This is a genomic window from Streptomyces sp. NPDC028635 (assembly GCF_040637635.1).
In the GTDB taxonomy this organism is placed as follows: domain Bacteria; phylum Actinomycetota; class Actinomycetes; order Streptomycetales; family Streptomycetaceae; genus Streptomyces.
This window is the reverse complement of record NZ_JBEZWX010000050.1, coordinates 1-23455: the sequence shown is the minus strand read 5'-3', so window position 1 is coordinate 23455 and position 23455 is coordinate 1. Positions and strand designations below refer to the sequence as shown.

At 74.2% G+C, this 23455-nt stretch carries 17 protein-coding genes and 1 pseudogene; 12 read left to right on the top strand and 6 right to left on the bottom strand.

The features are described 5' to 3' along the window. Nucleotides 1-25 precede the first annotated feature (25 nt). Nucleotides 26-877 carry an SDR family NAD(P)-dependent oxidoreductase gene (locus AB0E88_RS32350; RefSeq protein ID WP_361638041.1) on the bottom strand — a complete coding sequence of 284 codons (852 nt, stop codon included), beginning with the start codon at nt 875-877 and terminating at the stop codon, nt 26-28. A gap of 305 nt (nt 878-1182) precedes the next feature. Between AB0E88_RS32350 and AB0E88_RS32345 the strand changes: the two genes are divergently transcribed. Both AB0E88_RS32345 and AB0E88_RS32340 read left to right on the top strand, forming a co-directional pair. Next, the gene (locus AB0E88_RS32345; protein WP_361638072.1) at nt 1183-2286 is read left to right on the top strand and encodes a galactosyldiacylglycerol synthase; all 1104 of its coding nucleotides are present in this window, start codon (nt 1183-1185) and stop codon (nt 2284-2286) included. A gap of 70 nt (nt 2287-2356) precedes the next feature. After that, nucleotides 2357-3628 (top strand): cytochrome P450, encoded by a 1272-nt coding sequence (locus AB0E88_RS32340; protein ID WP_361638039.1) that lies wholly within the window; start codon nt 2357-2359, stop codon nt 3626-3628. Between the two features lie 126 nt (nt 3629-3754). Here the strand turns inward: AB0E88_RS32340 and AB0E88_RS32335 are convergent, their stop codons facing one another. Then, entirely contained in the window at nt 3755-4240 is a 486-nt protein-coding gene (locus AB0E88_RS32335) for a DUF1360 domain-containing protein (protein WP_361638037.1), read from the bottom strand. 213 nt (nt 4241-4453) lie between these two features. Here AB0E88_RS32335 and AB0E88_RS32330 point away from each other — a divergent pair, with 213 nt between their 5' ends. The 8 genes and pseudogenes from AB0E88_RS32330 (at nt 4454) to AB0E88_RS32295 (ending at nt 13414) form a co-directional block, all read left to right on the top strand. Beyond that, the gene (locus AB0E88_RS32330) at nt 4454-5686 is read left to right on the top strand and encodes a polysaccharide pyruvyl transferase family protein (RefSeq protein WP_361638035.1); all 1233 of its coding nucleotides are present in this window, start codon (nt 4454-4456) and stop codon (nt 5684-5686) included. 58 nt (nt 5687-5744) lie between these two features. After that, nucleotides 5745-7199: an FAD-dependent oxidoreductase gene (locus AB0E88_RS32325; RefSeq protein ID WP_361638033.1), complete on the top strand. Its 1455-nt coding sequence runs from the start codon at nt 5745-5747 to the stop codon at nt 7197-7199. Between the two features lie 133 nt (nt 7200-7332). Next, nucleotides 7333-8351: pseudogene (locus AB0E88_RS32320) on the top strand (sigma-70 family RNA polymerase sigma factor). Nucleotides 8352-8477: 126 nt separating this feature from the next. Continuing rightward, nucleotides 8478-10820 (top strand): MFS transporter, encoded by a 2343-nt coding sequence (locus AB0E88_RS32315; protein WP_361638031.1) that lies wholly within the window; start codon nt 8478-8480, stop codon nt 10818-10820. Between the two features lie 217 nt (nt 10821-11037). Further along, on the top strand, nt 11038-11280 hold the full coding sequence (locus AB0E88_RS32310) for a DUF397 domain-containing protein (RefSeq protein WP_361638029.1): 243 nt from the start codon (nt 11038-11040) through the stop codon (nt 11278-11280). Between the two features lie 28 nt (nt 11281-11308). After that, complete coding sequence (locus AB0E88_RS32305) at nt 11309-11704, top strand: GNAT family N-acetyltransferase (protein ID WP_361638028.1); 396 nt, start codon at nt 11309-11311, stop codon at nt 11702-11704. Between the two features lie 200 nt (nt 11705-11904). Then, on the top strand, nt 11905-12804 hold the full coding sequence (locus AB0E88_RS32300; protein WP_361638026.1) for a universal stress protein: 900 nt from the start codon (nt 11905-11907) through the stop codon (nt 12802-12804). Between the two features lie 112 nt (nt 12805-12916). Continuing rightward, on the top strand, nt 12917-13414 hold the full coding sequence (locus AB0E88_RS32295; protein WP_361638024.1) for a hypothetical protein: 498 nt from the start codon (nt 12917-12919) through the stop codon (nt 13412-13414). A 12-nt stretch (nt 13415-13426) separates the two neighbouring features. Here the strand turns inward: AB0E88_RS32295 and AB0E88_RS32290 are convergent, their stop codons facing one another. Beyond that, entirely contained in the window at nt 13427-15391 is a 1965-nt protein-coding gene (locus tag AB0E88_RS32290) for an N-acetylmuramoyl-L-alanine amidase (RefSeq protein ID WP_361638022.1), read from the bottom strand. Nucleotides 15392-15817: 426 nt separating this feature from the next. Further along, a complete protein-coding gene (locus AB0E88_RS32285) occupies nt 15818-16963 on the bottom strand; it encodes an aminoglycoside phosphotransferase family protein (protein ID WP_361638020.1) in 1146 nt (381 codons plus the stop codon). Nucleotides 16964-17216: 253 nt separating this feature from the next. On the opposite strand from AB0E88_RS32285, the gene AB0E88_RS32280 reads away from it, so the two are divergent. After that, nucleotides 17217-18713, top strand: a complete 1497-nt coding sequence (locus AB0E88_RS32280; protein WP_361638018.1) for a hypothetical protein — start codon at nt 17217-17219, stop codon at nt 18711-18713. Nucleotides 18714-18813: 100 nt separating this feature from the next. On the opposite strand, the gene AB0E88_RS32275 is transcribed toward AB0E88_RS32280, so the two are convergent. Next, complete coding sequence (locus AB0E88_RS32275) at nt 18814-20235, bottom strand: SpoIIE family protein phosphatase (protein WP_361638017.1); 1422 nt, start codon at nt 20233-20235, stop codon at nt 18814-18816. Nucleotides 20236-20621: 386 nt separating this feature from the next. On the opposite strand from AB0E88_RS32275, the gene AB0E88_RS32270 reads away from it, so the two are divergent. After that, nucleotides 20622-22646, top strand: coding sequence for a phosphocholine-specific phospholipase C (locus AB0E88_RS32270; protein WP_361638015.1), 2025 nt, complete (start codon nt 20622-20624; stop codon nt 22644-22646). Here AB0E88_RS32270 and AB0E88_RS32265 read toward each other — a convergent pair. After that, on the bottom strand, nt 22636-23455 hold an 820-nt coding region (locus AB0E88_RS32265), incomplete at its 5' end, for a Gfo/Idh/MocA family oxidoreductase (RefSeq protein WP_361638013.1). The two genes, AB0E88_RS32270 and AB0E88_RS32265, sit on opposite strands and share 11 nt — an antisense overlap.

Here is a 23455-nt window from a genome sequence, read left to right as displayed (position 1 = left end):
CTCCGGATCATTCGCTTCCCACGGCTCATCCGAACCGGGCCGCGAGGCGCCGGTACAGGCCCGGTGCCATGCCGTGCACCCGCACGGGCAGCCGCAGCCAGCCGGGGACGTACACCTCGTCCAGGTCCCGGCGCACGGCCCGCCACACCGCGTCCGCCACCCGCTCGGGAGGGACCGGCCTGGGCCGCGCACGCCGGTAGGGCTCTCCCCGGCGTTCGAAGAACGGGGTGTCGACGACCCCGGGGATCACATGGCTGACCCGCACCCCGCTGCCGTCCAGCTCGTAGCGCAGCGCGTCGGCGAAGACGCCGAGCGCGGCCTTCGCGGCCGAGTAGACCGCCTCGCCGCGCACACCGACGGCGCCCGCCAGGGAGCCGACGAGCACCACCCGTCCGGACCCCGCCTGAACCATGTGCGGCACCATCTGCCGCACCAGGCCGATGGTCGCCGTGAGATCCACGTCGATCACGTCCTGGATGGCGCGCGGGGGCATGGTGCGGAAGTCACCGGCCCAGCCGATGCCCGCGCCCGCCACCAGCAGGTCCACCCGTCCGGTGCGGTCCAGCACGAAGTCGGCCAGCCGGCGGTCGCAGCCTGGCGTGGTCAGATCCGCGGGGAAGACGGCACCGGACGCCTGCCCGGCGACGCGCTCCAGACGCAGCATGTCGCGGCCGTTGAGCACCAGGTACCAGCCGCCCGCGGCGGCCAGCCGGCGGGCCACGGCGGCGCCGATACCCGACGACGCGCCGGTCACCACCGCCACGCCCCGGTGCGCGGGCCTGCCGTCGGCGCCGAGCAGCCCGGGATCGGCGACCCGGCCCGGCACGCCCGCGGGCGTCTGGTGGGCGGATCGGGCGCTGAGCGGGGCACGGGGCATGTCGGATGACCTCGGAGTGCGACGGAGAACGCCGGAGAGGAGTATCCCGTCTGAAGCCTGCCGAAACGCTCTCCGACCGGGGCACACCGGGTGACACCGGGCCATGAAGGCCCTGGACGATGGCCGCTCGGGTGGCCGCGACCGCAGGGCGGCGGGCGCTCTCTCGCTCAGGGGACCGGGGCCCGCGGGTGGCCGGAGCAGCCCGGCCGTTTGGGTGCGGACGGTGCGGGGGACAGCCGGAAGACGTGAACGACACCCCCGCCGCCACGGGCGGCCCCCGGCGCATCCTGGTCGTCAGCGCGAGCATGGGCGAGGGCCACGACACCGTGGCCGCCGAGCTCGTCCGCCGTGCCCGCGAGCGCGGCCACCGCGCCGACGCCGTGGACGTCCTCGCCCTGCTGCCGCACCCCCTGGGCGGGGTGGTGCGCCGGGGGTACCGGTCGTCCGTCCTGCACGCCCCGTGGGTCTACGAGGGCGTCTACCGCGCCCTGCTGCGCCGCGGCGACGGGCCGCGCCCCAGCGGGGTGCCGCTGGCCCGGCTCGCCGCCGGACGGTTCCTGGAGCGGGTCGAGCGCGACGGCGCCGACGTGGTGGTGCCGGTGTTCCACCTCGCGGCGCAGCTCACCGGCCACCTGCGCGAGCGCGGCCTGCTGCGGGTGCCGAGCACCGTGTGCCTGGTCGACTTCGCCGTCCACCGCCAGTGGCTGCACCCCGGCAACGACCGCTACTTCTGCCTCACCGAGCAGGCCGCCCGGGAGGTCGGCGCCGACCTCGGCACTCCGGCCGAGGCGACCGGCCCCGTGGTGTCCCCCCGCTTCTTCACACCCGGGAACGAACTCCGTGGAGCCGCCGCCGGGGACGGCACACCGGCCGGCGCGGCCGGCTGGAGCGCGCGCTTCGCCCGCCACGCCCACGGCGACCGGCCCGTCGTCCTGTCCGCGGGAGCCTGGGGAGCCGCCTCCCGACTGCCCGGCACCGCCCGGCTGCTCGCCCGGTCGGGTTTCCTCCCGGTCGTCCTGTGCGGTCGCAACGAACGCCTGCGTGCCCGCTGCGCCGAGCTGCCGGGCGTGCTGACCCCGGGCTGGGTCGAGGACATGCCGGGACTGCTGCACGCGGCCCGCGCGCTCGTCGACAACGCGGCGGGCCAGACCGCCGTCCAGGCCCTCGCCGCGGGGTTGCCCGTCGTCGCCCACCGGCCCGTGCCCGGCCATGGCGCGGAGGGGGTGGCCCGGATGGCGGCGCTCGGCCTGTCCGACGCGGCCGCCGACGAAACGGCCCTGCTCGCTTCACTCGAACGGCTCACCGCCGACGGCCCCGAGCGCGCCGGGCGGATCGCGCGCGGACGGGCGCTGTTCCGCCAGGACGTACTGACCCGGGTGGCCGAGAGCGCCCGCCCGGTACCGGCATGAGCCGCCGCGAGACACCGGCGTGATCACCGGGGCGGGTGTTCCGACGCGGCCACCGGGGCACCCGGCCGGCATGAACGTCAGCGACCGCCTCCGGTCCGACCGCTCGCTCACTGCCCTCACCCAGGGCTACACCTGGCTGCCCGGTCTGCTGCGCCACGCCTCCGGCGGGGCGGCGGCCACCCGCGTGCTGGGCCGTCCCGCGCTCGTCGTACGCGGGCCGCAGGCGGTGCGGTTCTTCTACGACGAGGACCACGTCCACCGCTCCGGCGCGCTGCCGGGCCCCGTGCTGAGCACCCTGTTCGGGCACGGCGCCGTCCACACCCTCGACGGGGACGCCCACCGCGCGCGCAAGCGGCTGTTCCTGCCCCTGCTGCACGGCGACCGGATCGCCGCCCTGGTCGAGCACGTGGGTTCCGCCTGGGACGACGCCGTACGGGACTGGAGCGCGGCCGAACAGGTGGTGCTGTTCGACGCGGCGGCCGAGGTGCTGACCCGCGGCGTGTGCCGCTGGGCGGGTGTGCCGCTCGACGAGGACGGCGGCGAGGCCCGGCGGCTCGCCCACGATCTCGTGGCGATGGTCGACGGCTTCGCCACCGCCGGCCCCCGGCACTGGCGGGCCCGCCGCGCCCGCAGCCGGCAGGAGAAGCGGTTCACCCGGCTGGTCGAGGACGTGCGCGCCGGTCGCGCCGACGCGCCCGCCGGCTCCCTGACGGCGGCCGTGTGCCGGCACCGCGAGGCCGACGGGGAGGAGCTGGACGCGCGCACGGCGGCCGTCGAGCTGCTGAACATCGTGCGCCCCACGGCCGCGGTCGCCTGGTTCGTGGCGTACACCGCGCACGCCCTGCACCGCTGGCCGCAGCACCGCGCGCGGCTGCGCGGCGGCGACCTCTCCGAGGCGGCCGGCTTCGCCAACGAGGTGCGCCGCTTCTACCCCTTCGCGCCCTACCTCGGCGGTGTGGCCGTGCGGGACCTGACCTGGCAGGGGGTGTCGGTGCCGGCCGGTGGGCTGGTCCTGCTCGACGTCTTCGGCCAGAACCACGACGCCGGGCTGTGGGGCGACCCGTACGTCTTCCGCCCCGAGCGGTTCCGCCGGCACGTCGACCGCGACGAACTGATCCCGCAGGGCGGGGGCGATCCCGCCGCCGGTCACCGCTGCCCCGGCGAGGGCCTGACCATCGGGCTGCTCGAAGCGCTCGCCCAGCGGCTGGCCGCCCTCGACTACACGGTGCCGCCGCAGGATCTGCGGATCTCCCTGCGCCGCCTGCCCGCGAAGGTCGCCGAGGGCTTCGTGATGCGGGACGTCCGTCTCCCGGCGACACCGCGCACGGCGCACGCCGCCTGAACGCACGCCCGGCGTCCGCCCTCGCCACGGACGGCCCCGACCGTCCGGCGGGAGGCCGTACGCGAAAGGGCCCGTGCCGTCTTCCCCAGCCGCCCGCGGCCCGACGAGCACCGCCGGCCACCGCGCTCAGCCCTCGGCGTTCTGCTGCGCCCAGGTCCAGGCGTACTGCAGCCAGTCCGCGGCCGTGACGGCGGTCAGCCCCGCGCACACCAGCCGGGTGCCGCGCGGGGCGACGGCGTAGGAGCACACCAGCGCGCCCGCCACCCACGCCGAGGTGCAGAACGGGCACGACACCAGGTCGCCCACGGCCCGCTGCGCACCACCGCCGCGCGGCTCGTCCATCACCTCACTGGCCTCACCCTGACGGGTGCGCCGGGTGAACGGCGCCCGCAGAAAACTGGTGATCTTGTCCCGGGTGAGCAGCCGGGACGCCTTGAACACCGCCGTGCCCATCAGGGCCACGTCCCACGGCGGTACCTGCTCGGGCGGCCGCACACCACGGCGGTGCGCGACGGCCGCGAAGAGCGCGACCCCCGCGGTGAAGGTCGTCGCGAGCGCGGCGTACCCCCCGAGGGGGACCTCGCCCTCGTCGTCGTAGCGGGGTGCCGTCATGAAATCCTCCCTGGTCGGCCGGTCGGGCCGGGCCCGAGTGCCCCGCCGCGCGCGTGGCCACACGCGACCGCACAATGAACACAGCGCCACACCCTCGGGCCACCCGTGCGCGCGAGGGTGTTTGCCCGGGGCGGCGCGGGCGACCCGGGGCCGACGGCACGACGCAGTACGCCCGGCGGCCAGTGCCCGCCGGCGCGTTCCGAGGAGGTCCGGATGACCATCACCGAGCCCTCGCCGACCGTCCGGGGCGGCCCACGCATCGGCGTGCTCGGCTCCTACGGAGGCTTCAACACCGGCGACGAAGCCATCCTCACCTGTGTCCTGAGCTGTCTGCGCGCCCACCGGCCGCAGGCGCGGCTCGTCGTGTTCAGCCGCGACGCCGGCCACACCCGCGCCCACCAGAGCCAGGCCGACGAGGTCGTCGACTGGGAGGGCGTCCCGCAGAAGCCGGTCCTCGACGTGCTGGCCGGCCTGGACCTGCTGGTGCTGGGCGGCGGCGGCATCCTGTACGACGGTGAGGCCCGCCGGTATCTGCGCCTGGTCGGCGCGGCCCAGGCCCGGGGCGTGCCCACATTCGCCTACGCGGTCGGCGCGGGGCCGCTGCGCGAGGCCGACGACCGGGCGGCGGTGCGCACGGTGCTGCCGGCCATGGCGGACGTGGTGGTGCGCGACGAGGAGTCCCGGCTCGTCCTGGAGGAGGTCGGCATCGACCGTGACCTCACCGTCACCGCCGATCCGGCCCTGCTGCTGCCCCCCGAGCCGTTCACCGAGCAGATGATGCGGCAGGAGGGCGTCCCGGGCGGGGTACGGCTGGTGGGGATGTCGGTGCGCGAGCCGGGCCGGGCGGCGGAGAAGCTCGACGAGGGCGACTACCACGCGCTGCTCGCCGACGTCGCCGACTTCCTGGTCCGCCGGCTCGACGCGCACGTGGTGTTCGTGCCGATGGAGCGCCAGGACGTCCGGCACGCCCACGGCGTACTGTCCCGGATGACCGCGCCCGACCGCGGGCGCATCCTGCACAACACATACAGCCCCGGCCAGATCCTGGGCTTCATGAGCCACCTCGACCTGGTGGTCGGCATGCGCCTGCACTTCCTGATCTTCGCGGCGCTGGCCGGGCTGCCCGTGCTGCCGCTGCCGTACTCCGGCAAGGTCTTCGACTTCGCCCGCCGCCTGGGCGCGCCCGCGCTGGTCGGCGTGGCCCGCGAGCAGGCCGGACTGCTGCTGGCCGAGGTGGACCGGCTGTGGGACGAGTTCCCGCAGCGGCGCCCCGACTTCGACGAGCGGGTCCGGCAACTGCGGGAACGCTCACGCGAGACCTGTGCGCGCTGCGGCGCGCTCCTCGACACCCTCCAGGCCCTCCCGGCCGACCCGGCCGGCGTCCCCGGCGACGACCGCCTGGCCGCCGGCGACCCGCCGCGGGCCCACACGGCCTTCCCGGTCTGACCTCCCACCGGGCCGCCGCCCTGCCGAGCACCCCGGAACCAGCCGACGGGAAGAGGACATGCCCCTCCTGGAACCGCCCAGCGAACCCCGCACCGTCACCCTGCCCGCGCGCCCGGCCCGGCACGGAGGCCGCACGGACGTCCTCGTCGTCGGCGGCGGGCCGGCCGGCACCGCCGCGGCCCACGCCGCCGCGGAGGCCGGCGCCGACGTCGTCCTGGTGGAGCGCTACGGCTTCCTCGGCGGCAACGCCACCGCCGCCCTGGTGATGCCGCTGATGTCGTTCCACAACGAGCAGAAGCAGGCCGTCTTCGACGAGGCCGGGCAGGACGGCCGGCTGCTGCCCTCCGACCACGGCGAGGGCGAGGCGGTCGTGGCCGGGTTCCTGTGGCGGCTGCTGGACCGGCTCACCGCGCGCGGCGGCTGCATCCCGCCCTCCCTCGACACCGGCTACACCGTGCCGTTCGACCCGGAGATCTTCAAGCTCGTCCTCCTCGACCTGCTCGACGAGGCCGGCGTACGGCTGCTGCTGCACTCGTTCGCCTCCGCCGCGCTGCCCCTGGACGACGGCTGGCGGGTGGTGTTCGAGACCAAGTCCGGGCCGGTGGTGATCGACGCAGGCGTGGTCGTCGACGGCACCGGGGACGGCGACGTGGCGGCCGCCGCCGGGGCGCCGTTCGAGGTCGGACGGCCCGAGGACGGGCGGGTGCAGCCGATGACGCTGATGTTCCGCGTCGCCGACTTCGACCCGCAGGGCTTCGCCGGGTACGTGCAGGCCCACCCCGACCAGTGGCGCGGTGTGCACGGGCTGTGGGACCTCGTGGAGGAGGCCACCAGGGACGGCGAACTGCGGCTCGCCCGTGAGGACATGCTCTTCTTCGGCACGCCCCACCCGCACGAGCTGAGCGTCAACAGCACGCGCGTCACCAGGGCCCTCGGCATCGACGTGTGGGACCTGACCCGCGCCGAGTGCGTCGCCCGCCGCCAGATGGAACAGATCGACCGCTTCCTGCGCACCCGGGTGCCGGGCTTCGAGAAGGCGTACGCCGTGCAGAGCGGCACCCAGATCGGCGTCCGCGAGACCCGTCGCATCCTCGGCGACTACCAGCTCACCGGCCACGACATCCTCGGCGCCCGCTCCTTCCCGGACGTCGTCGCGCACGGCGCCTACCCGATCGACATCCACAACCCGCGCGGCACCGGCACGGTCCTCAAACGCGTGCCCCGCGGCCGCTTCTACGACATCCCGCTGCGCTGCCTGCTGCCCCGGGGCACCGAACGCCTCCTGGTCGCCGGGCGCTGCATCTCCGGCTCCCACGTGGCGCACTCCTCGTACCGCGTCATGCCGATCGCCATGGCGACGGGCCAGGCCGCGGGCGCCTGCGCCGCCCTCGCCGTACGCCTCGGCCGCTCCCCGCGCAGGGTCCCCGCCGCCCTCGTACAGCAGGAACTCCTGCGCCAGGGCGCCCGCCTGCAACTCCCACAGGGCGGACACGTCCAGGCGGCGGGAGGCTAGCGGCCGCACCGGATGCCACGGCGAGTACCGGGCTGCGTGCGCGGGCCCGCGTCTGCGTGCGCCGGCCCGCGGTTCGCCCGGTGCCCGCCGGGTACCCGGGCGCCCGGACAGCACGGAGTGCGAGGAGCGAACGATGCCTCCGCAGGCACACAAGGCCGCGTCCGGCCCCCGCCGCGACGGCCCGGCACGGGCCCGCACGTCACGGCGCCGCGATCCGGTCGGCGGACTCGACGACGAGCCGGACCTGCTCGGTCAGTACCTGGCGCAGATCGCGGCCACCCCCCTCCTGGACGCCGGGCAGGAGGTGTGGCTCGCCCGGCGCATCCAGGCCGGCGTCCAGGCGCTGGAGGAACTGGAGCAGGCCGACGCGGGGGAGCGCGCGCCGGCCCCGCGGCGGCGCGCCGCGCTGGAGGCCGCCGTGCGCGACGGGCAGGCGGCCAAGGACCACATGGTGCGCGCCAACCTGCGCCTGGTGGTGTCGATGGCGAAACGGCACGCCCACCGCGGACTGCCGCTGCTGGACGTCATCCAGGAGGCAACCTCGGTCTGATCCGGGCGGTGGAGAAGTTCGACCACACCAAGGGCTTCAAGTTCTCCACGTACGCCACCTGGTGGATCCGTCAGGCCATCGAACGGGGCCTGGCCAACAACGCCCGGTCGGTACGGCTGCCGATGCACGTCGTCGAGCAACTGCAGAAACTCGCCAAGGTGGAACGGCGTCTGCAACTGGCCCTCGGGAGGGATCCGACCCCCGAGGAGGTGGCCGAGGAGGGCAAGCTCGCCCAGGACAAGGTGGTGTGGCTGCGCCGTGTGGGGCGGCAGTCCGTCAGCCTGGACACCCCGGTCGACGAGACCGGCGAGACGGTCGTCGGCGACCTCATCCCGGACACGGACGTCCTGCAGGCCCCGGAGGTCGCCGAGTACCAGGCGCTGGCGGAGGAACTGCGCGACGCCGTCGGCACCCTCGCACCCCGCGAGGCGATGATCCTCAGCCTGCGGTACGGCCTGCACGACGGCCGGCCGCGCACCCTGGAGGAGGTGGCCCGGCACGTGGGTCTGACCCGTGAACGGGTGCGGCAGCTGGAGAAGCAGTCGCTGGCCCTGCTCCGCGAGCGCGAAACGGGCGAACGCCTTGTGGAGTGGGCGAGTTGACCCTCCGCGCCACCCGGATTCTCACGGGACGATCACACTTCCCCCATCTCCTTGCCTAAGTCAATCAATTGTCCTACCTTCGTGGGCCGTATCGATGCGCGCTGCCCTCACGGAGGCCCGACAGCCATGTCTCACGCTCATCCCCGGCCCGCCGAGCAGGTGACCGCTCCTGGGCGGACCAACCTCGTGGTGGCGGTGCTGGCCTTCGGCGGGATCGTCGTCTCGCTGATGCAGACCCTGGTGATCCCGATCGTCCCGGAGCTGCCGAAACTGCTCGGCGCGTCCGCCTCCGACGCGGCCTGGGCGGTCACCGCGACGCTGCTGGCGGCCGCCGTGGCGACGCCGGTGACGGGGCGCCTCGGGGACATGTTCGGCAAGCGGCGCCTGCTGCTGGTGAGCGTGGTGCTGCTGGTGGCGGGCTCGGTGACGGCCGCGCTCAGCGACAGCCTGGCGCCGATGATCGTGGGCCGGGCACTGCAGGGCCTGGCCTCCGGTGTGATCCCGCTCGGCATCAGCATCATGCGCGACGAACTGCCCGCCGAGCGGCTGGGCTCGGCGACGGCGCTGATGAGCGCCTCACTCGGGGTCGGCGGCGCACTCGGCCTGCCCGCCGCGGCCCTGATCGCCGACCACTTCGACTGGCACGTGCTGTTCTGGACCTCCGCGGTGCTGGGCGTGGTGGCGTTCACGCTGGTCCTGACGCTGGTGCCGGAATCGGCGGTGCGCACGGGCGGCCGCTTCGACGGCGTCGGCGCGCTGGGCATGGCCACCGGCCTGATCTGCCTGCTGCTGGCCATCTCCAAGGGCGCCGACTGGGGCTGGGCCGGCCGCACCACGCTCGGCCTGTTCGCCGCGGCCGTCGTGATCCTGCTGCTGTGGGGCGCGTACGAACTGCGCACTGCGGAACCGCTGGTCGACCTGCGCACGACCGCACGTCGCCAGGTGCTGGTCACCAACCTCGCCTCGATCGCGTTCGGTTTCTCGATGTTCGCGATGTCGCTGGTGCTGCCGCAGCTGCTCCAGCTCCCCGAGGCGACCGGCTACGGCCTCGGCAGGTCGATGCTCGACGCCGGTCTCGTCCTGGCCCCGACGGGCCTGGTGATGATGGCGACGGCGCCCGTCTCCGCCGCCGTCTCCCGCGCCAAGGGCCCGAAGGTGACGCTGATGCTCGGCGCGGTGATCGTCGCGGCCGGCTACGGGCTGAACATCTGGCTGATGAGCGCCGTCTGGCAGCTCGTCCTCGTCTCCTGCGTGATCGGCGCCGGCGTCGGCTTCGCCTACGGCGCGATGCCCGCCCTGATCATGGGCGCGGTGGAGCCCTCCGAGACGGCAGCCGCGAACAGCCTCAACACACTCATGCGCTCCATCGGCACCTCGACGGCCAGTGCGATCGCCGGAGTCGTCCTGGCCCACCTGACGACGCACCTGGGACCGGTGGCGCTGCCCAGCGAGAACGGGTTCAAGGTCGTGATGGCCACCGGCTGCGGCGCGGCGGTCCTGGCCCTGCTGGTCGCCGCCTTCATCCCGGGCCGGCGCCCGGCCGCGGCGCCCGCCCCCGCGCCCGGACCGGCGCCCGCCCCGGCCGAGGAACCCGCAGCGGCCGCCGCCGAGGAGGCCGTCGGCGCGGCGGTCGCCGTTCCGCTGGCCCGGGCGGTCGCCGAGCTGGTGGCGACGGTCCCGGGCCTGACCGGCGACGAGCCGGCGCCCGGCGCAGCCGAGGTGCGGGGCCGGGTGCGCGGCGCCGAATCGGCGCCGGTCCCGGGCGCCGCCCTGACCCTGATCTCCCTCGAGGGACGGCAGTTGGGCCGGGCGGTCACGGACACCGACGGCTCCTACGTCCTGCCGGCGCCCGGGCCGGGGACGTATGTGCTGATCGCGGCGGCCGACGGCTGCCGGCCGCAGGCCACCACCCTCGTCGTCACCGGCCCCGAGACCGCCCATGACGTGCTGCTCGACGGCTCCGGCGGGCTGAGCGGCGTGGTGCGGTCCGCGGACAGCGGGGCGCCCGTCGCCGACGCGGTCGTCATCGTCACCGATGTCCGCGGCGACGTCCTGGCCACCGGACGCACCGACGCCCTCGGCGAGTTCACCCTCACCGACCTGGTGCCCGGCCCCGTCACCCTCGCCGTCAACGCGCCCAAGCACCGCCCGCTGGCCCTGCACGCCGAGATATCCGCCACCGGCGTCACCCGCGTCGACCTCGACCTGACCGCCGGCGCGTACGTCCGGGGCACCGTGCGCGGCGCCGGCGCACCGCTCGGTGACGCCCGGGTCACGCTGGTGGACGCCGCGGGCAACGTCGTCGGCACGACCACCACCGGCGCGGACGGGGCGTACGCCTTCTCCGACCTGGACAGCGGCGCGTACACGGTGATCGCGACCGGCTATCCGCCCAAGGCGACCGGGATCACCGTCGCCGGCGGGGGAGACGGGGAGCACGACATCGAACTGGCCCACCCGGTGTCGTAGACCGACCCGCCGGCGGAAGCGCGGAAGACGCTGCCCGGCCCGCCCGCGTGCGGACCGGGCGCCGTGCTGGCGGACGCCGGTCAGTGCCCGTACGCACCCGTGTGACGGGTGGGATCGGATCCTCCCCGCTCCCGAAAGGTCCCCCTCACGTGGCCTGTCGGGGTCCCCGGTCGATCGCTAGGCTGACCGCGGACGACGAGTCGGGAGGAGCACGGACGTGGCCGAGAGCACCATCCAGCAGCAGCCGCTCACGGGCTGGGACAAGCCGGAGCTGGACCTCAGCAACGCCCAGTGGCAGTCGGGGAGCCGGGGCCTGGGGGATGTCCAGATCGCTTTTGTCGAGGGGTTCATCGCGATGCGCAACAGCCGCCGCCCCGCGAGCCCGTCCCTGATCTTCACACCCGCGGAGTGGGGCGCCTTCGTCTCCGGCGCACGAGAGGGCGAGTTCGACCTGACCTGAGCCGCGCCGCCGCCCGTACGATGCGGCGGTGACGATCACCTACGAATGGCGCGGCGACTTCACCGACGACGAGACCGACCATCTGCACGCGGAGTGTTTCGGGCACCCGCCGCTCGGAGCCGAGTGGCGGGCCCGCCTCCTCGGACACAGCCTCGGCTGGGTCTGCGCGCGGCGGGACGGCGTACTCGTCGGCTTCGTGAACCTCGCCTGGGACGGCGGCGCCCACGCCTTCGTCCTGGACACCATGGTGACCGCGCCCGAACGCGGGGCGGGCGTCGGCGCCGCGCTCGTCGCCGAGGCCGCCCGCGGGGCCCGCGCGGCGGGCTGCGCCTGGCTGCACGTCGACCACGAGCCGGAGCTGACGGCCTTCTACCTCGGGGCCTGCGGCTTCAAGCCGACCAGCGCGGGCCTGCTCGCCCTGTGACGGCCGACGTCCCGCGAAGGCCGCCCCGTGCGTCGGCATCCCGCGAGGGCCGCCCGTGTGCTGTGACATCCCGCGAGGGGCCGCCCGCGTTCTTTGCACCCCGTTTTCCGGACACGCGACCCCACCGGCCGCTCCCGGCGCGCCGCCTGCGCCAGGCTGGCCCAGGATGAGGAAGGTCTTGTTCCGGAGGTGAGAGACGCATGAGCACCCTGCCGGTCATCGCGGCGGTCGACGGCTCCGAGGACAGCCTGCGCGCCCTGGACTGGGCCGCCGACGCGGCCCGGGCGCGCACGGCTCCCCTGCAGGTCGTCCATGTGCGGCAGTACGTCGCCTGGGCGCAGCCCGGCGCGCCGGTCGTCCTGCCGCCCCCGCCGGAGGAGGACCCGGTGCTCACCGACGCCCGCGCCCGCCTCGAGACGCGCGGACAGGCCCCGGCGGCGGCGTACATCGGCATCGACGGCGCACCGGCCGCCGCCCTGCCGGAACTGGCCGCCGACGCCCAGCTGCTCGTGCTCGGCTCCCGGGGCCGCGGCGGCTTCACCAGCCTGCTGCTCGGCTCCAACGGCATGACCGCGGCGCGGGAGGCCCCGTGCCCCGTCGTCGTCGTGCCCCGGCCGGACCGCACCGTGGAGGGCGCCCTGCCGGGCGAGCCGGGCCCCCGCGTGGTCGTGGGCCTCAACGCCGACGGCCCCGACGAGACCACCCTGGAGTTCGCGTTCACGGAGGCCGAGCTGCGCCGCGCCCGTCTCCAGGTGGTCGCCGCCTACCCGTGGCCCGCGCAGACCTGGAGCACACACGGCGAGATCCTGCCGCCGGCCGTCGACCAGGCGGCCGTGGAGGCCGAGACCCGCGCTCTGACCGAAGGGTTCCTCGCCCCGCACCGCGAACGCCACCCGGAGGTGCGGGCCGAGCCGTCCGTGCTCCCCGGCGACGCGGCGGGCAACCTCGTCGCCGCCTCCCAGGGCGCCGACCTGATCGTCGTCGGCCGCCACCGCCGCCGGATCCTGGCCCCGCGGCTGCTGGGCTCCGTCACCCACGCGGTCCTGCTGCACGCGGTGTGCCCGATCGCGGTCGTCCCCCCGCATCCGCCGGAGGAGTGACCCGCGGCCCGTGCGCGGCGCCGCCCCGGCCACCGGCCGGACGCCACCGCAAGATCACCTGGCCGGCGGCCCGCACGACGACAAGGGGCCCCGGGCACGTACCATGGGCCGCATGTCGTTCCTCCGTCGCCGCAGCGCCACCCCCGCCGGCCCCGACTTCGACGTGCTGGCCATGGACCCGGGTGACTGGCCCGGAAACCTGGGCGCCGGTCTGCTGCCCGCCCCCGACGGCACCTGCCAGGGCGTCTACCTGCGCTACGACCTCTTCGGCGGCCGCGGCCCGGCCATGATCATCGGCAATCTCCCCGAGGGCTCACCGGCCCGGGAGGTCGACGAGGGAGAGGTCCCCTTCGAGGTGGCCCAGCTGCTGCTGGCGCTGGAGAACGACGAGGAGGTGACCGTGGTCGGCACCGAGGACGTGCCCGTGCTGCAGGGCGACAACCTGCTCATCGTGCGCCGGCTGAAGCTGTCGGAGTCCCGCATCTCCTGCGTGCAGTTCGACCGCAGCGACAACGTCCTGGTCACCATCGCCGCCTGGGACCGTCCCATCACGGACGACCTGTACGCCCTGCTGAAGCCGCTCCCGGCGGAGCTGTTCCAGCAGGGCTGAGGCCCGCCGCCGCTACTCGGCCGACTGCGCCACCCGCACATCGGCCGCCCGCACGAACGCCACGCGGTGGCCGTACTGGATCTCGTAGTACAGGTCCTTGCCGGCCACCACCCGGTGCGAGGCCTCGTCGAAGGTCACCGCGTAGTAGTACTCACCCGGCACCTTGTCGCCGACCACGTAACTCTGGCCCGCCGGCACCTTGTACGGCAGCGGGGACACCGACTGCGCGGGGACACCCGCCGGATAGGCCGAGGCCTCCGGGTACGCCCTGCCGTACACCGGGATGCTCGTCGCCCCGGCCTTCGGGGTCACCACCAGGCCCGCCGCGGGCACGGCCGCCGGCTTGCCCTTGGGGTTCTTGAACCAGGCCTTCTGGCCCAGGTACCAGATCGCCGTCCAGTCGCCGTCCTGGCCGGCCACCGCGAACTGCTGTCCGGTGGACACCCGTGACGACAGGTCGTTGACGTCGGTCGTCGGCGTCGTCCCCGTTCCGATGTCCTTGATCAGCGGGGAGTTCTCGTCCGGCTGCGAGTACAGCCGCACCTCGCTGGAGCCGTGCGCCGGGCACGGCTGGCCGCTCTTGGCGCAGCCCGTGTACACCGGCTGGTTGGCCGCGTAGTCCGGCCGGATCGTCACCAGGCCGCCGCCGCGCGCGGTGCGCTTGACCGGGTGGCCCAGCAGCTCGAAGTAGTGCCGCCAGTCCCAGTAGGGGCCCGGGTCGGTGTGCATGCCGGGGATCGTGCCCGTGGTCGGGCCCGGCACCGTGTCATGGCCCAGGATGTGCTGCCGGTCCAGCGGGATGCCGTACCGGCCCGACAGGTACTTCACCAGCCGGGCGGAGGCCCGGTACATCGCCTCCGTGTACCAGGCGTCCGGGTTGGCCAGGAAGCCCTCGTGCTCGAGGCCGACGGACGCGCCGTTGATGTACCAGTTGCCCGCGTGCCAGGCCACGTCCTTGGCCTTCACGTGCTGGGCGATGTGTCCGTCGGTGGAGCGCAGCGTGTAGTTCCACGACACGTACGTCGGATCCTTGATCAGGTTGAGGACGCCCTCCCAGCTGCCCTCGGTGTCATGGACGACGATGTAGCGGATGCGCTGCGAGGCGGGCCGGTCGCCCAGATCGTGGTTGCCGTAGTCGTTGTCGCCGAACTCCTCGTACGGCGCCGGCACCCACTCGCACGACACGGACGCCGGGCACTCGGTGTTCGCCGTCGACGCCCGGCGCAGGCCCGTGCGCGTCAGCTGCCGGGTGTCCGGGGCCACGCCGGGCTGCGCGGCGAGCGCCACCAGCTGGCCCGAGTCCGTGAAACGTTCCTGCCCGGTGTGGATCACGTCGAACACGTCGTTCGCGTACGCCGCTGCCGTCGCCGTGTCGTCGGCGCCGGAGAAGCGGGCGACGGCGCCGTACCACTCGGCCGGGTCGGCGCTGAGCGGCTCGCCCAGGTCCTTCTGCGCGGCGGCCAGCAGCGCGGCACCGCCCGCGATGTTCGCGGCCGCGTCGGAGCGCAGCTCCCCGTCCGGGATGCCGGTCAGCTCGGCGGCACGCGTGAGGGTCTTCAGCCGCGCGGGCAGCGCGCTCTCCTTGGGGAGCCTCGGCTCGGGGCGCAGCGCCGGACGGGATTCGTCGCCGCGGGCGTCCTCGGTGCCGTCGCCGTGGTGCGGCGCGGTCGCCAGGGCGGTGCGGGCGTCGGTGAGGTGCATGGGGCCGTAGCCGCCGGTCACGCTCGGCGCGCCCGCGTGCGCGTCCCAGCGGGACTGGAGGTAGGAGACGCCGAGCAGCACGCTCTGCGGCACGTGGTACTCGGCCGCCGCGGTGGCGAAGGCCCGCTGGAGCGCGCCCGCCGAGTCGTCGGCGTGGGACGGTCCGGCGCCGAGCAGCGGCAGCAGCAGCGCGCCGGACGCCATGGCGACGGCTCCCCGGTGGGCGAGCCGTCTCGGGCCGGGGGAGAGGTGGGGGTCGGTGACGGAACCGCGCAAAGCTGCCTCCAGAGACGGGCGGTCATGACGGGGCGTGCGGGGCCGAACCCGGTCAGTGGTACCGGTTGGCCGACGATCCGTCAATCATGCGGTCGTGGAGGCGATTTCCCACGTCAAGCGGTGGGTGGGGCGGGTTTCGTGACGGGCGGTTCACCCGCCTGCGCGGCGTCAGTGGCCCATACCAGTGGTCGCGGTCCGCCACCCGGCGGCCGTCCGCGGTGCGCCGCCGCTGCGAACGCACCGCGGACCACGGCCCCGGCACGGGAGCACCGACCGGCGTGGGAGGGTGCCGGTGCTCGGCGGCCGGGGTTTCGGGCGCCCGGCCCACGGCGGCCGGGCGCACCGCTGGAGGGGCTGCCTTCGGTGAACGCCGCGTCTTCGCCCGCGGCGGCCGTCGGTGCGCACCGCTCGTACCCGGGCCGTCCGTCAGCGCGTGCCGACCGCCGCGCGTACCGCCCGGCGGACCAGCTGGCAGTCGTCGTGCAGGCGGCGCAACAGCAGGCGCAGTTCCTCACCGGAGGGCGCGGCGCCCGGATGGGCCGCTCCCGGGGCCGCCGGGGGAGCGTCGTGCATCGAACGCTGCACGGCCGTCTCGTAGGTGCGGATCTCCCGGGTGAGGACCAGCATCAGGTTCACCAGGAACGCGTCCCGGGCCGCCGGTCCCGCCTGCTGCGCGAGCTGGCTGATCTGCCGCCGGGCCACGGGCGCGTCTCCGAGCACGGACCACAGCGTCGCCAGGTCGTAGCCCGGCAGGTACCAGCCCGCGTGCTCCCAGTCCACCAGCACTGGACCGGCCGGTGACAGCAGGAGGTTCGACAGCAGCGCGTCGCCGTGACAGAACTGGCCCATGCCGCCCCGGCCCGCCGCGTGCGCGATGCCGTGCAGCAGCTTCTGCAGGTCGCCCAGGTCGCGGTCGGTGAGCAGGCCCAGTTCGTGGTAGCGGTTGATGCGGGCCGCGTAGTCCAGGGGGGCGCCGAAGGTGCCGGCCGGCGGCCGCCAGGCGTTCAGCCGGCAGATCGCCGACAGGGCAGCCCGTACGTCCGCCCGCGGCGGTGCCTCCACCGGATGCCGCTGGAGTGCCGCCACCCGTCCCGGCATCCGCTCCACGATCAGCGTGCAGTTGTCCGGATCCGCCGCGATCAGCCTCGGCACCCGCACCGGCGGGCGGTGCCGGACGAACGTGCGGTATGCGGCTATCTCCTGCCGGTACCGCTCGGCCCACTCGGGGGAGTGATCCAGTAAGCACTTGGCGACGGCCGTGCTGCGACCGGTCGTGCCGACCAGGAGCACGGAACGTCCGCTGCGGCGCAGTACCTGCACCGGGGAGAACTCCGGGCAGATCCGGTGCACCGACGCGATCGCCGAGCGCAGCTGCGCTCCCTGGGGGCCGGACAAGTCGAGTCTCCCGCTGAGCGGTTGCGTGCCGGCCCCCGGGCCGCGCCGGCCGCGGCCGGCACCGAGCACGGGGGCCGCCCCACGCGCGGGGGCCAGGTAGGGGCCGCTGCCGCCCACCGCGGGGCGGGGGAGCAGCGGCCGGGGCGGGGCGGACACGGAGGATGATGCTGCGTACATGGGCGAAACAGATCCCTTCGTGTGCCTGCGACGTCAAAGCGCCGTCCGGCCCGGCCGCCGTGGTGCACCCTGGGGAGTGCGCCCGTCGCGATGGCTGCGAGCGGGTGGCGACCGGGTCGGGGTGGCGCATATCTACCTGACACCCGACAGCCACTGGCACACCATCTGGCGGACCCTGGCGAACCCTGGCGAATAGTCGCTCGGCACCTCCCACCGGGCTAGTGTCAACTCAGCCGAGAACCTGGGGGCTTGAGTGAGCGGACAACCCAACACCCGTCTTTCGGACCTGTTCGGCATGGCCGGCTGGTCCAAGGGAGAACTCGCGAGGCTGGTCAACAAGCAGGCGGCGGCCATGGGCCACCCCCAGCTGTCGACCGACACCTCCCGGGTGCGGCGGTGGATCGAGACGGGGGAGATCCCGCGCGATCCGGTGCCGCGGGTGCTGGCGGCCCTGTTCACCGAGCGTCTCGGCCGTGTCGTGACCATCGAGGACCTCGGTCTGGTCAGGCACGGGCGCGCGGGGAAACGGCAGGGCGACGGGAGCGTGGAGCATCCCGACGGTGTGCCGTGGGCGCCCGAGCGGACCGCGGCGGTCCTCACCGAATTCACGGGAATGGACCTCATGCTCAACCGACGCGGCTTGGTGGGCGCGGGTGCCGCGCTCGCCGCGGGATCCGCACTCAGCGGAGCCATGCACGACTGGCTGCACACCGACCCGACCCTTTCCGCCGACGCCCCCCACATCGACCACCCCCTGCACGCCGACCCCGCCGGGTTCGACCGCTACGAGGCCGCCCCCATCGGGACGCAGGAGGTCGAGGAGCTCGAACGCTCGGTCGAGGTCTTCCGTGCCTGGGACGCGGCCCGCGGCGGCGGGCTCCAGCGCAAGGCCGTGGTGGGCCAGCTCAACGAGGTGGGCGGCATCCTCTCCTACCACCACTCGCCCCACATCCAGCGCCGCCTGTGGGGCGTGGCCGCCAACCTCGCCGTCCTGGCCGGCTGGATGTCGCACGACGTGGGCCTGGAGCCCACCGCGCAGAAGTACTTCGTCATCGCCGCCCACGCGGCGCGCGAGGGCGGCGACCGTCCGCGCGCGGGCGAGGCTCTGTCCCGGGCGGCCCGGCAGATGGTGCATCTGGGCCGGCCCGACGACGCGCTGGACCTGATGAAACTCGCCCAGTCGGGCTCCGGCGACCGGCTGCTGCCCCGGACCAAGGCGATGTTCCACACCATCGAGGCCTGGGCGCAGGCGTCGATGGGCAAGGGCCAGGCGATGCGCCGCACCCTGGGCCGGGCCGAGGACCTCTTCGTCTCCGACAAGGCCGACGAGGAGACGCCGGACTGGATGCAGACCTTCAAGGACGAGGACCTGTACGGCATGCAGGCGCTCGCCTACCGCACCCTGGCGGAGTTCGACCCCGGTGCCGCCGTGCACGCCCAGTACTACGCGCAGAAGGCGCTGGACCTGCGGATCGACGGCCGGGAACGCTCGAAGATCTTCGACCACCTGTCCATGGCGTCGGCCTGCTTCATCGCCGACGACCCCGAACAGGCCGACCGCTACGCCCGCCTGGCCCTGATGTCGATGGGCTCGAACTCCTCCCGCCGCACCTGGGACCGGCTGCGCCAGATGTACCGGCTCACCGCCGAGTACGCCGGCTACCCGGGGATCCAGGAGCTGCGCGAGGAGATCATGCAGGCCCTGCCCAAGGGCAAGAGCGGCAGGGCGGGGGGCAGCGCACCGGCGTGAGAAGCGGGCGGCCGCGGTGACGCCACAGCGCGCGCTCCCGGCGCAAGACGCGGGCGATCCCGGAACAGGCGACAGGCGCCACCGCCGTGAGGAAACGGGGTTACGACTCCACCCGGGCCACCAGGACGCACGCACCGTCCTGGCGCTCCGCGGCGTCGAACTCCGCCACGACCGCGCGCACGCAGTCCTGCGCATCGGCGGCTTGCGCGCACCGCGGGGCCAGGTCGAGCAGGGCGTCGGAGCCGTCCGTCCCGGCGTGTGAGGGCAGCAGGCCGGCGGTGTGCAGCAGGAGCACGTCGCCGACCTCGAGCACCTCCTCGGCCTGGCCGTAACCTGCGGTCGGGGTGGCGCCGAGCAGGACGCCGTCCGGGGGCACCAGCCTGCGCCCCGACCCGGCGCGGTACAGCACGGGGGCGGGATTCGCGGCCTGCGCCCACGTCAGGGTGCGGTCGGCCGGCCGGTAGCGGCAGCAGACGGCGCTACCCAGGGCCGGCCGGCCGGCGGTGTCCAGTAACTGGTTGAGCAGCGCCATGAGCTGCCCGGGCGCGGTGCCCGCCATCGCCATGCCGCGCACGGCGCCGAGCAGCATGGCCATGGTGGACGTCACGACAGGTCCGTGGCCGGTGAGGTCACCGACGCCCAGCAGGCTCTCACCCGCGGGCAGTTCCATGGCGTCGTACCAGTCGCCGCCGATCAGCTCGCCGGCCGAGGCGGGCAGGTAGTGGGCGGCGATGTCGAGGGAGCCGGTGCCGCGGCGCGGGAGCCGCAGGGAGCCGTGCCACGGGGGGAGCACGGCTTCCTGCAGCTCGACCGCGACCCGGTGCTCGGTCTGCGCCCGCTGCCGGCGGCGCCGGAGCGAGTCACGGGTCTCGCTCACCGCCCGCTCACTGCGCCGCAGTTCACTGACGTCGCGCAGCACCGCCCACATGGACGTGGTGCTGCCGTCGGTGTCGAGCACCGGCTCGCCCATCATGTGCACCGTGCGGACCTCACGGTCCGGGCGCACGATGCGGAACTCGCCGTCGATCGGTTTGGCGTCGATCAGGCAGTCCGTGACCATCGCCGTCAGCTGCGGCCGGTCCTCCTCCAGCACCAGGGAGGGCAGTTCGTCCAGGGTGAGCGCCGGCCCCGACGGGTCGCGGCCGAGGATCCGGTACAGCTCGCCGGACCAGGTGGCCTCGTCGGTCAGCAGGTTCCACTCCGCGCTGCCGACCCGGCTGAGCAGCGCACCGCTCGGTGCCCGCTCGGCCTCGGCGGGCGGCTCCTCGGGCGCGGGCCCGGCGGGCAGCGGTCCGTCCCGCAACTGCGCCAAGTGCTCGTCGAGGTCGTCGAGCTGGTGCAGGGCCAGGTCGTACAGGGCGCGCTGCCAGCGCTCCGTGGGGTCGCTGCCGTCGCCCTGGGTGCCGCGCCGGACCGCGTCCACATCGCCCTTGAGCCGCCGCGCCTGCGATATCAGCGCGTCCACCGAGCCGCGGGAGGGCGGCTGGGCGGAAGAGCGGTCCGCGGAGACATGGGACGGCATGACGCACTCCGATGCGGGACGGTACGGCCAGGCGGACGGGTGGGGCCGGTTACGACTGTTGCACAGCCCGCGAGGCCGTGTAAGGGATTTGGCACCACACGATACGGTGGTGCTTCTGGCATATGCCACAGTCTTCCCGGACCGACGGCGCGCTACGATCGGAGTAGTCGCCGCCAGGGGTAAATCGTAGTCGTTGTACGTGACTTGACGGACCGTCGGAGATTGGGGGCAGACAATCAGGCGAGTGTTCGACGGGCATGTGTTCGCCCCTCTCGTCGTCTCCTGTTCACTGCCCTCTCACCGCACGGGTATGGACCCCGCCCCTCACCGGGTGCACCCTTGCGCGCGGTGTGCCGCAGGGGCACTCCGTGACGAGGACGGGGCCGATGACACCGATCAGCCGAAGAGGTTTCGTGAGTCTGGGCGCCACCGTGGCGGCGGGCCTGGCGACGGGCGCCGCCGCGCGGCCCGCGGCCGCGGCGGGGTCCGCGGCGACGGGCACCATCTCCGACGTACGGCACGTGGTGATCCTGATGCAGGAGAACCGCAGCTTCGACCACTACTTCGGCCGCCTCAAGGGCGTCCGCGGTTTCGACGACCGGGCGACGATCACCCTCGCTGGCGGCCACACGGTCTTCGACCAGCCCAACGGCACCGGCCGGCAGTACCCCTGGAAGCTCAGCGCCACCCCCGCCGCGGGCGGCACCGACGGCGAGACCCTCGCCCAGTGCTCCGGCGATCTGCCGCACTCGTGGACCTCGCAGCACGCGGCGTGGAACAAGGGCCGTCTGGACAACTGGGTCGCCGGCGTCGGCAACGTCCGCTCGCTCGGCTACCTGGACCGCGCCGACATCCCCTTCCACTACGCGCTGGCGGACAACTACACCGTCTGCGACGCCTACTTCTGCTCCGCCCTCAGCGCCACCGGACCCAACCGCACCTACCTGTGGAGCGGCAAGGTCGACTCCACCAGCTACGACGGCGGCGAGGAGTCCGGCCTGACCTGGCAGACCTACGCCGAATCCCTCCAGGCCGCCGGGGTGAGCTGGAAGGTCTACCAGAACGCGGCGGACAACTACGGCGACAACGGCTGCGCCTACTTCAAGAACTTCACCGCGGCGGGTCCCGGCACCCCGCTGTACGACCGGGGGATGTCCTCCGTCCCGAAGGTCACCGGCTCCACCCCCGACGACATCGCCGCCGCCATCAAGGCCGACGTCCTCGCCGGCACCCTGCCGCAGGTGTCCTGGGTGGTCCCCAACCAGGCCTTCTCCGAACACCCCTACGCCCCGCCCGGCGACGGCGCCCACTTCGTCCACCTGGTCTACCAGGCACTCGCCGCCGACCCGGACGTCTTCGACTCGACGGTCCTGTTCCTCAACTACGACGAGAACGACGGCTGTTTCGACCACGTCCCGCCTCCGGCACCGCCCGCCGGCACCGCCGGGGAGTTCCTCAACGGGGTGCCGTTCGGCTTCGGCTTCCGCGTCCCGATGATCGTCGTCTCGCCCTGGACGCGCGGCGGCTGGGTCTCCTCGGAGGTCTTCGAGCACACCTCGGTGCTGCGCTTCCTCGAGACCTGGACGACCGCCCTGGGCAAGCCCGCCAAGTGCCCCAACATCAGCGACTGGCGGCGCAGGGTGAGCGGCGACCTGACCGGCGTCTTCGACTTCGCCCGTCCGGTGTACGGCTCCGTCGCGCTGCCCGCGACCAAGGTGATCGGTTACTCCACCTGCGGCCCGCTGCCGAACCCGGTCCCGACCGGCAACGCGCTGCCCGCCCAGGAGACCGGCACCCGCCCGGCCCGCGCCCTGCCCTATCAGCCCAACGGCTACCTGGACCGGCTGGAGTTCGGCAGCGCCGGCAAGATCCTCGCCTGGTTCACCCTGTCCAACCAGGGCACCCCCGCCACCCGGGCCGCCCACTTCTCCCTCCACCCGGCCGCCTACCGGGACACCACACCCTGGCAGTACACGGTCGACCCGGGCGGCACGACCGCCGACTCCTTCAACATCGGCACGGGGTACGGCGACGGGAAGTACGACTTCACCATGGCCGGCCCGAACCGCTTCCTGCGCCGCGTCACCGGCGACGCCACGAAGGCCGGCAAGGCGGCCGAGGTCCACAGCCGCTACGCGGTGGAGCCGGGCACCGGCAAGCTCGCCGTCTACCTGAAGATGACCAACACGGGAACGGCGGCGGCGAAGTTCACCGTCACCGCGAACCACTACCGCGGCGACGGCCCGTGGACCTACACCGTCGCCGCCGGTTCGTCGACGGAGGACTTCTTCAACGCCGTCGCCTACAGCGACGGCTGGTACGACCTGACGGTGACCGTGGACCTGGACCCGTCCTGGTCGCGCCGGTTCACCGGGCACCTGGAGACCGGCGCGCCCAGCGTCAGCGGCTGACCCCGGCGTACAGCGGCGGGCGCGGGGCCGGCTCCACGGCCACCCGCCCGCCGTTCTCCAGCGAGCGCACGCCGGCCTCGGCGACCAGGGACGCCGCATAGCCGTCCCACGCGCCGGGACCGGTGACCCGGCCCTCCCGGGTGGCGTCGACCCAGGCCTGCACCTCACGGTCGTAGGCGTCCGCGAACCGCACCAGATAGTCCTGCGGCACCTCGACGCCCGCGCCGCCGCGCGCGGTGAGGGCCATGCCGTGCTCCTCGCCGATCCGTGCGCTGCCCGCCTCGCAGACGGCCTCGCAGCGCACCTGATAGCCGAAGCCGCAGTTGACGAACACCTCCACGTCGACCAGGGCGCCCCGCTCGGTCTCGAACAGCACGAACTGCGGGTCGGCCAACCCCCCGGGGGCTTTGGAGGAGGAGCGCGGACGCAGCACGGTCACCGCGGTCAGCTCCTGCCCCAGCAGCCAGCGCGCGGCGTCGATCTCGTGCGAGACGGAGCTGTTGACCAGCATCGCGCTGGTGAAGCCGGGCGGGGAGGAGACGTTGCGGTGCACGCAGTGCAGCATCAGCGGCCGGCCGAGCGTCCCGCCGTCCAGCAGCGCCTTCAGCCGCTGGTACTCGGCGTCGTAGCGGCGCATGAAGCCGATCTGCGCCAGGCGCCGGCCGAGCCGCGCCTCCGCCTCGACCACCCGCAGGGCGCCGTCGGAGTCCGGGCCACAGACCACGGCATGGTCGGGATTGCGGCCCGTGGCGAACGCGTTCGGCATGTCCATCTCGGACACGGCGACCACCGGCTTGGGCATGTCGGCG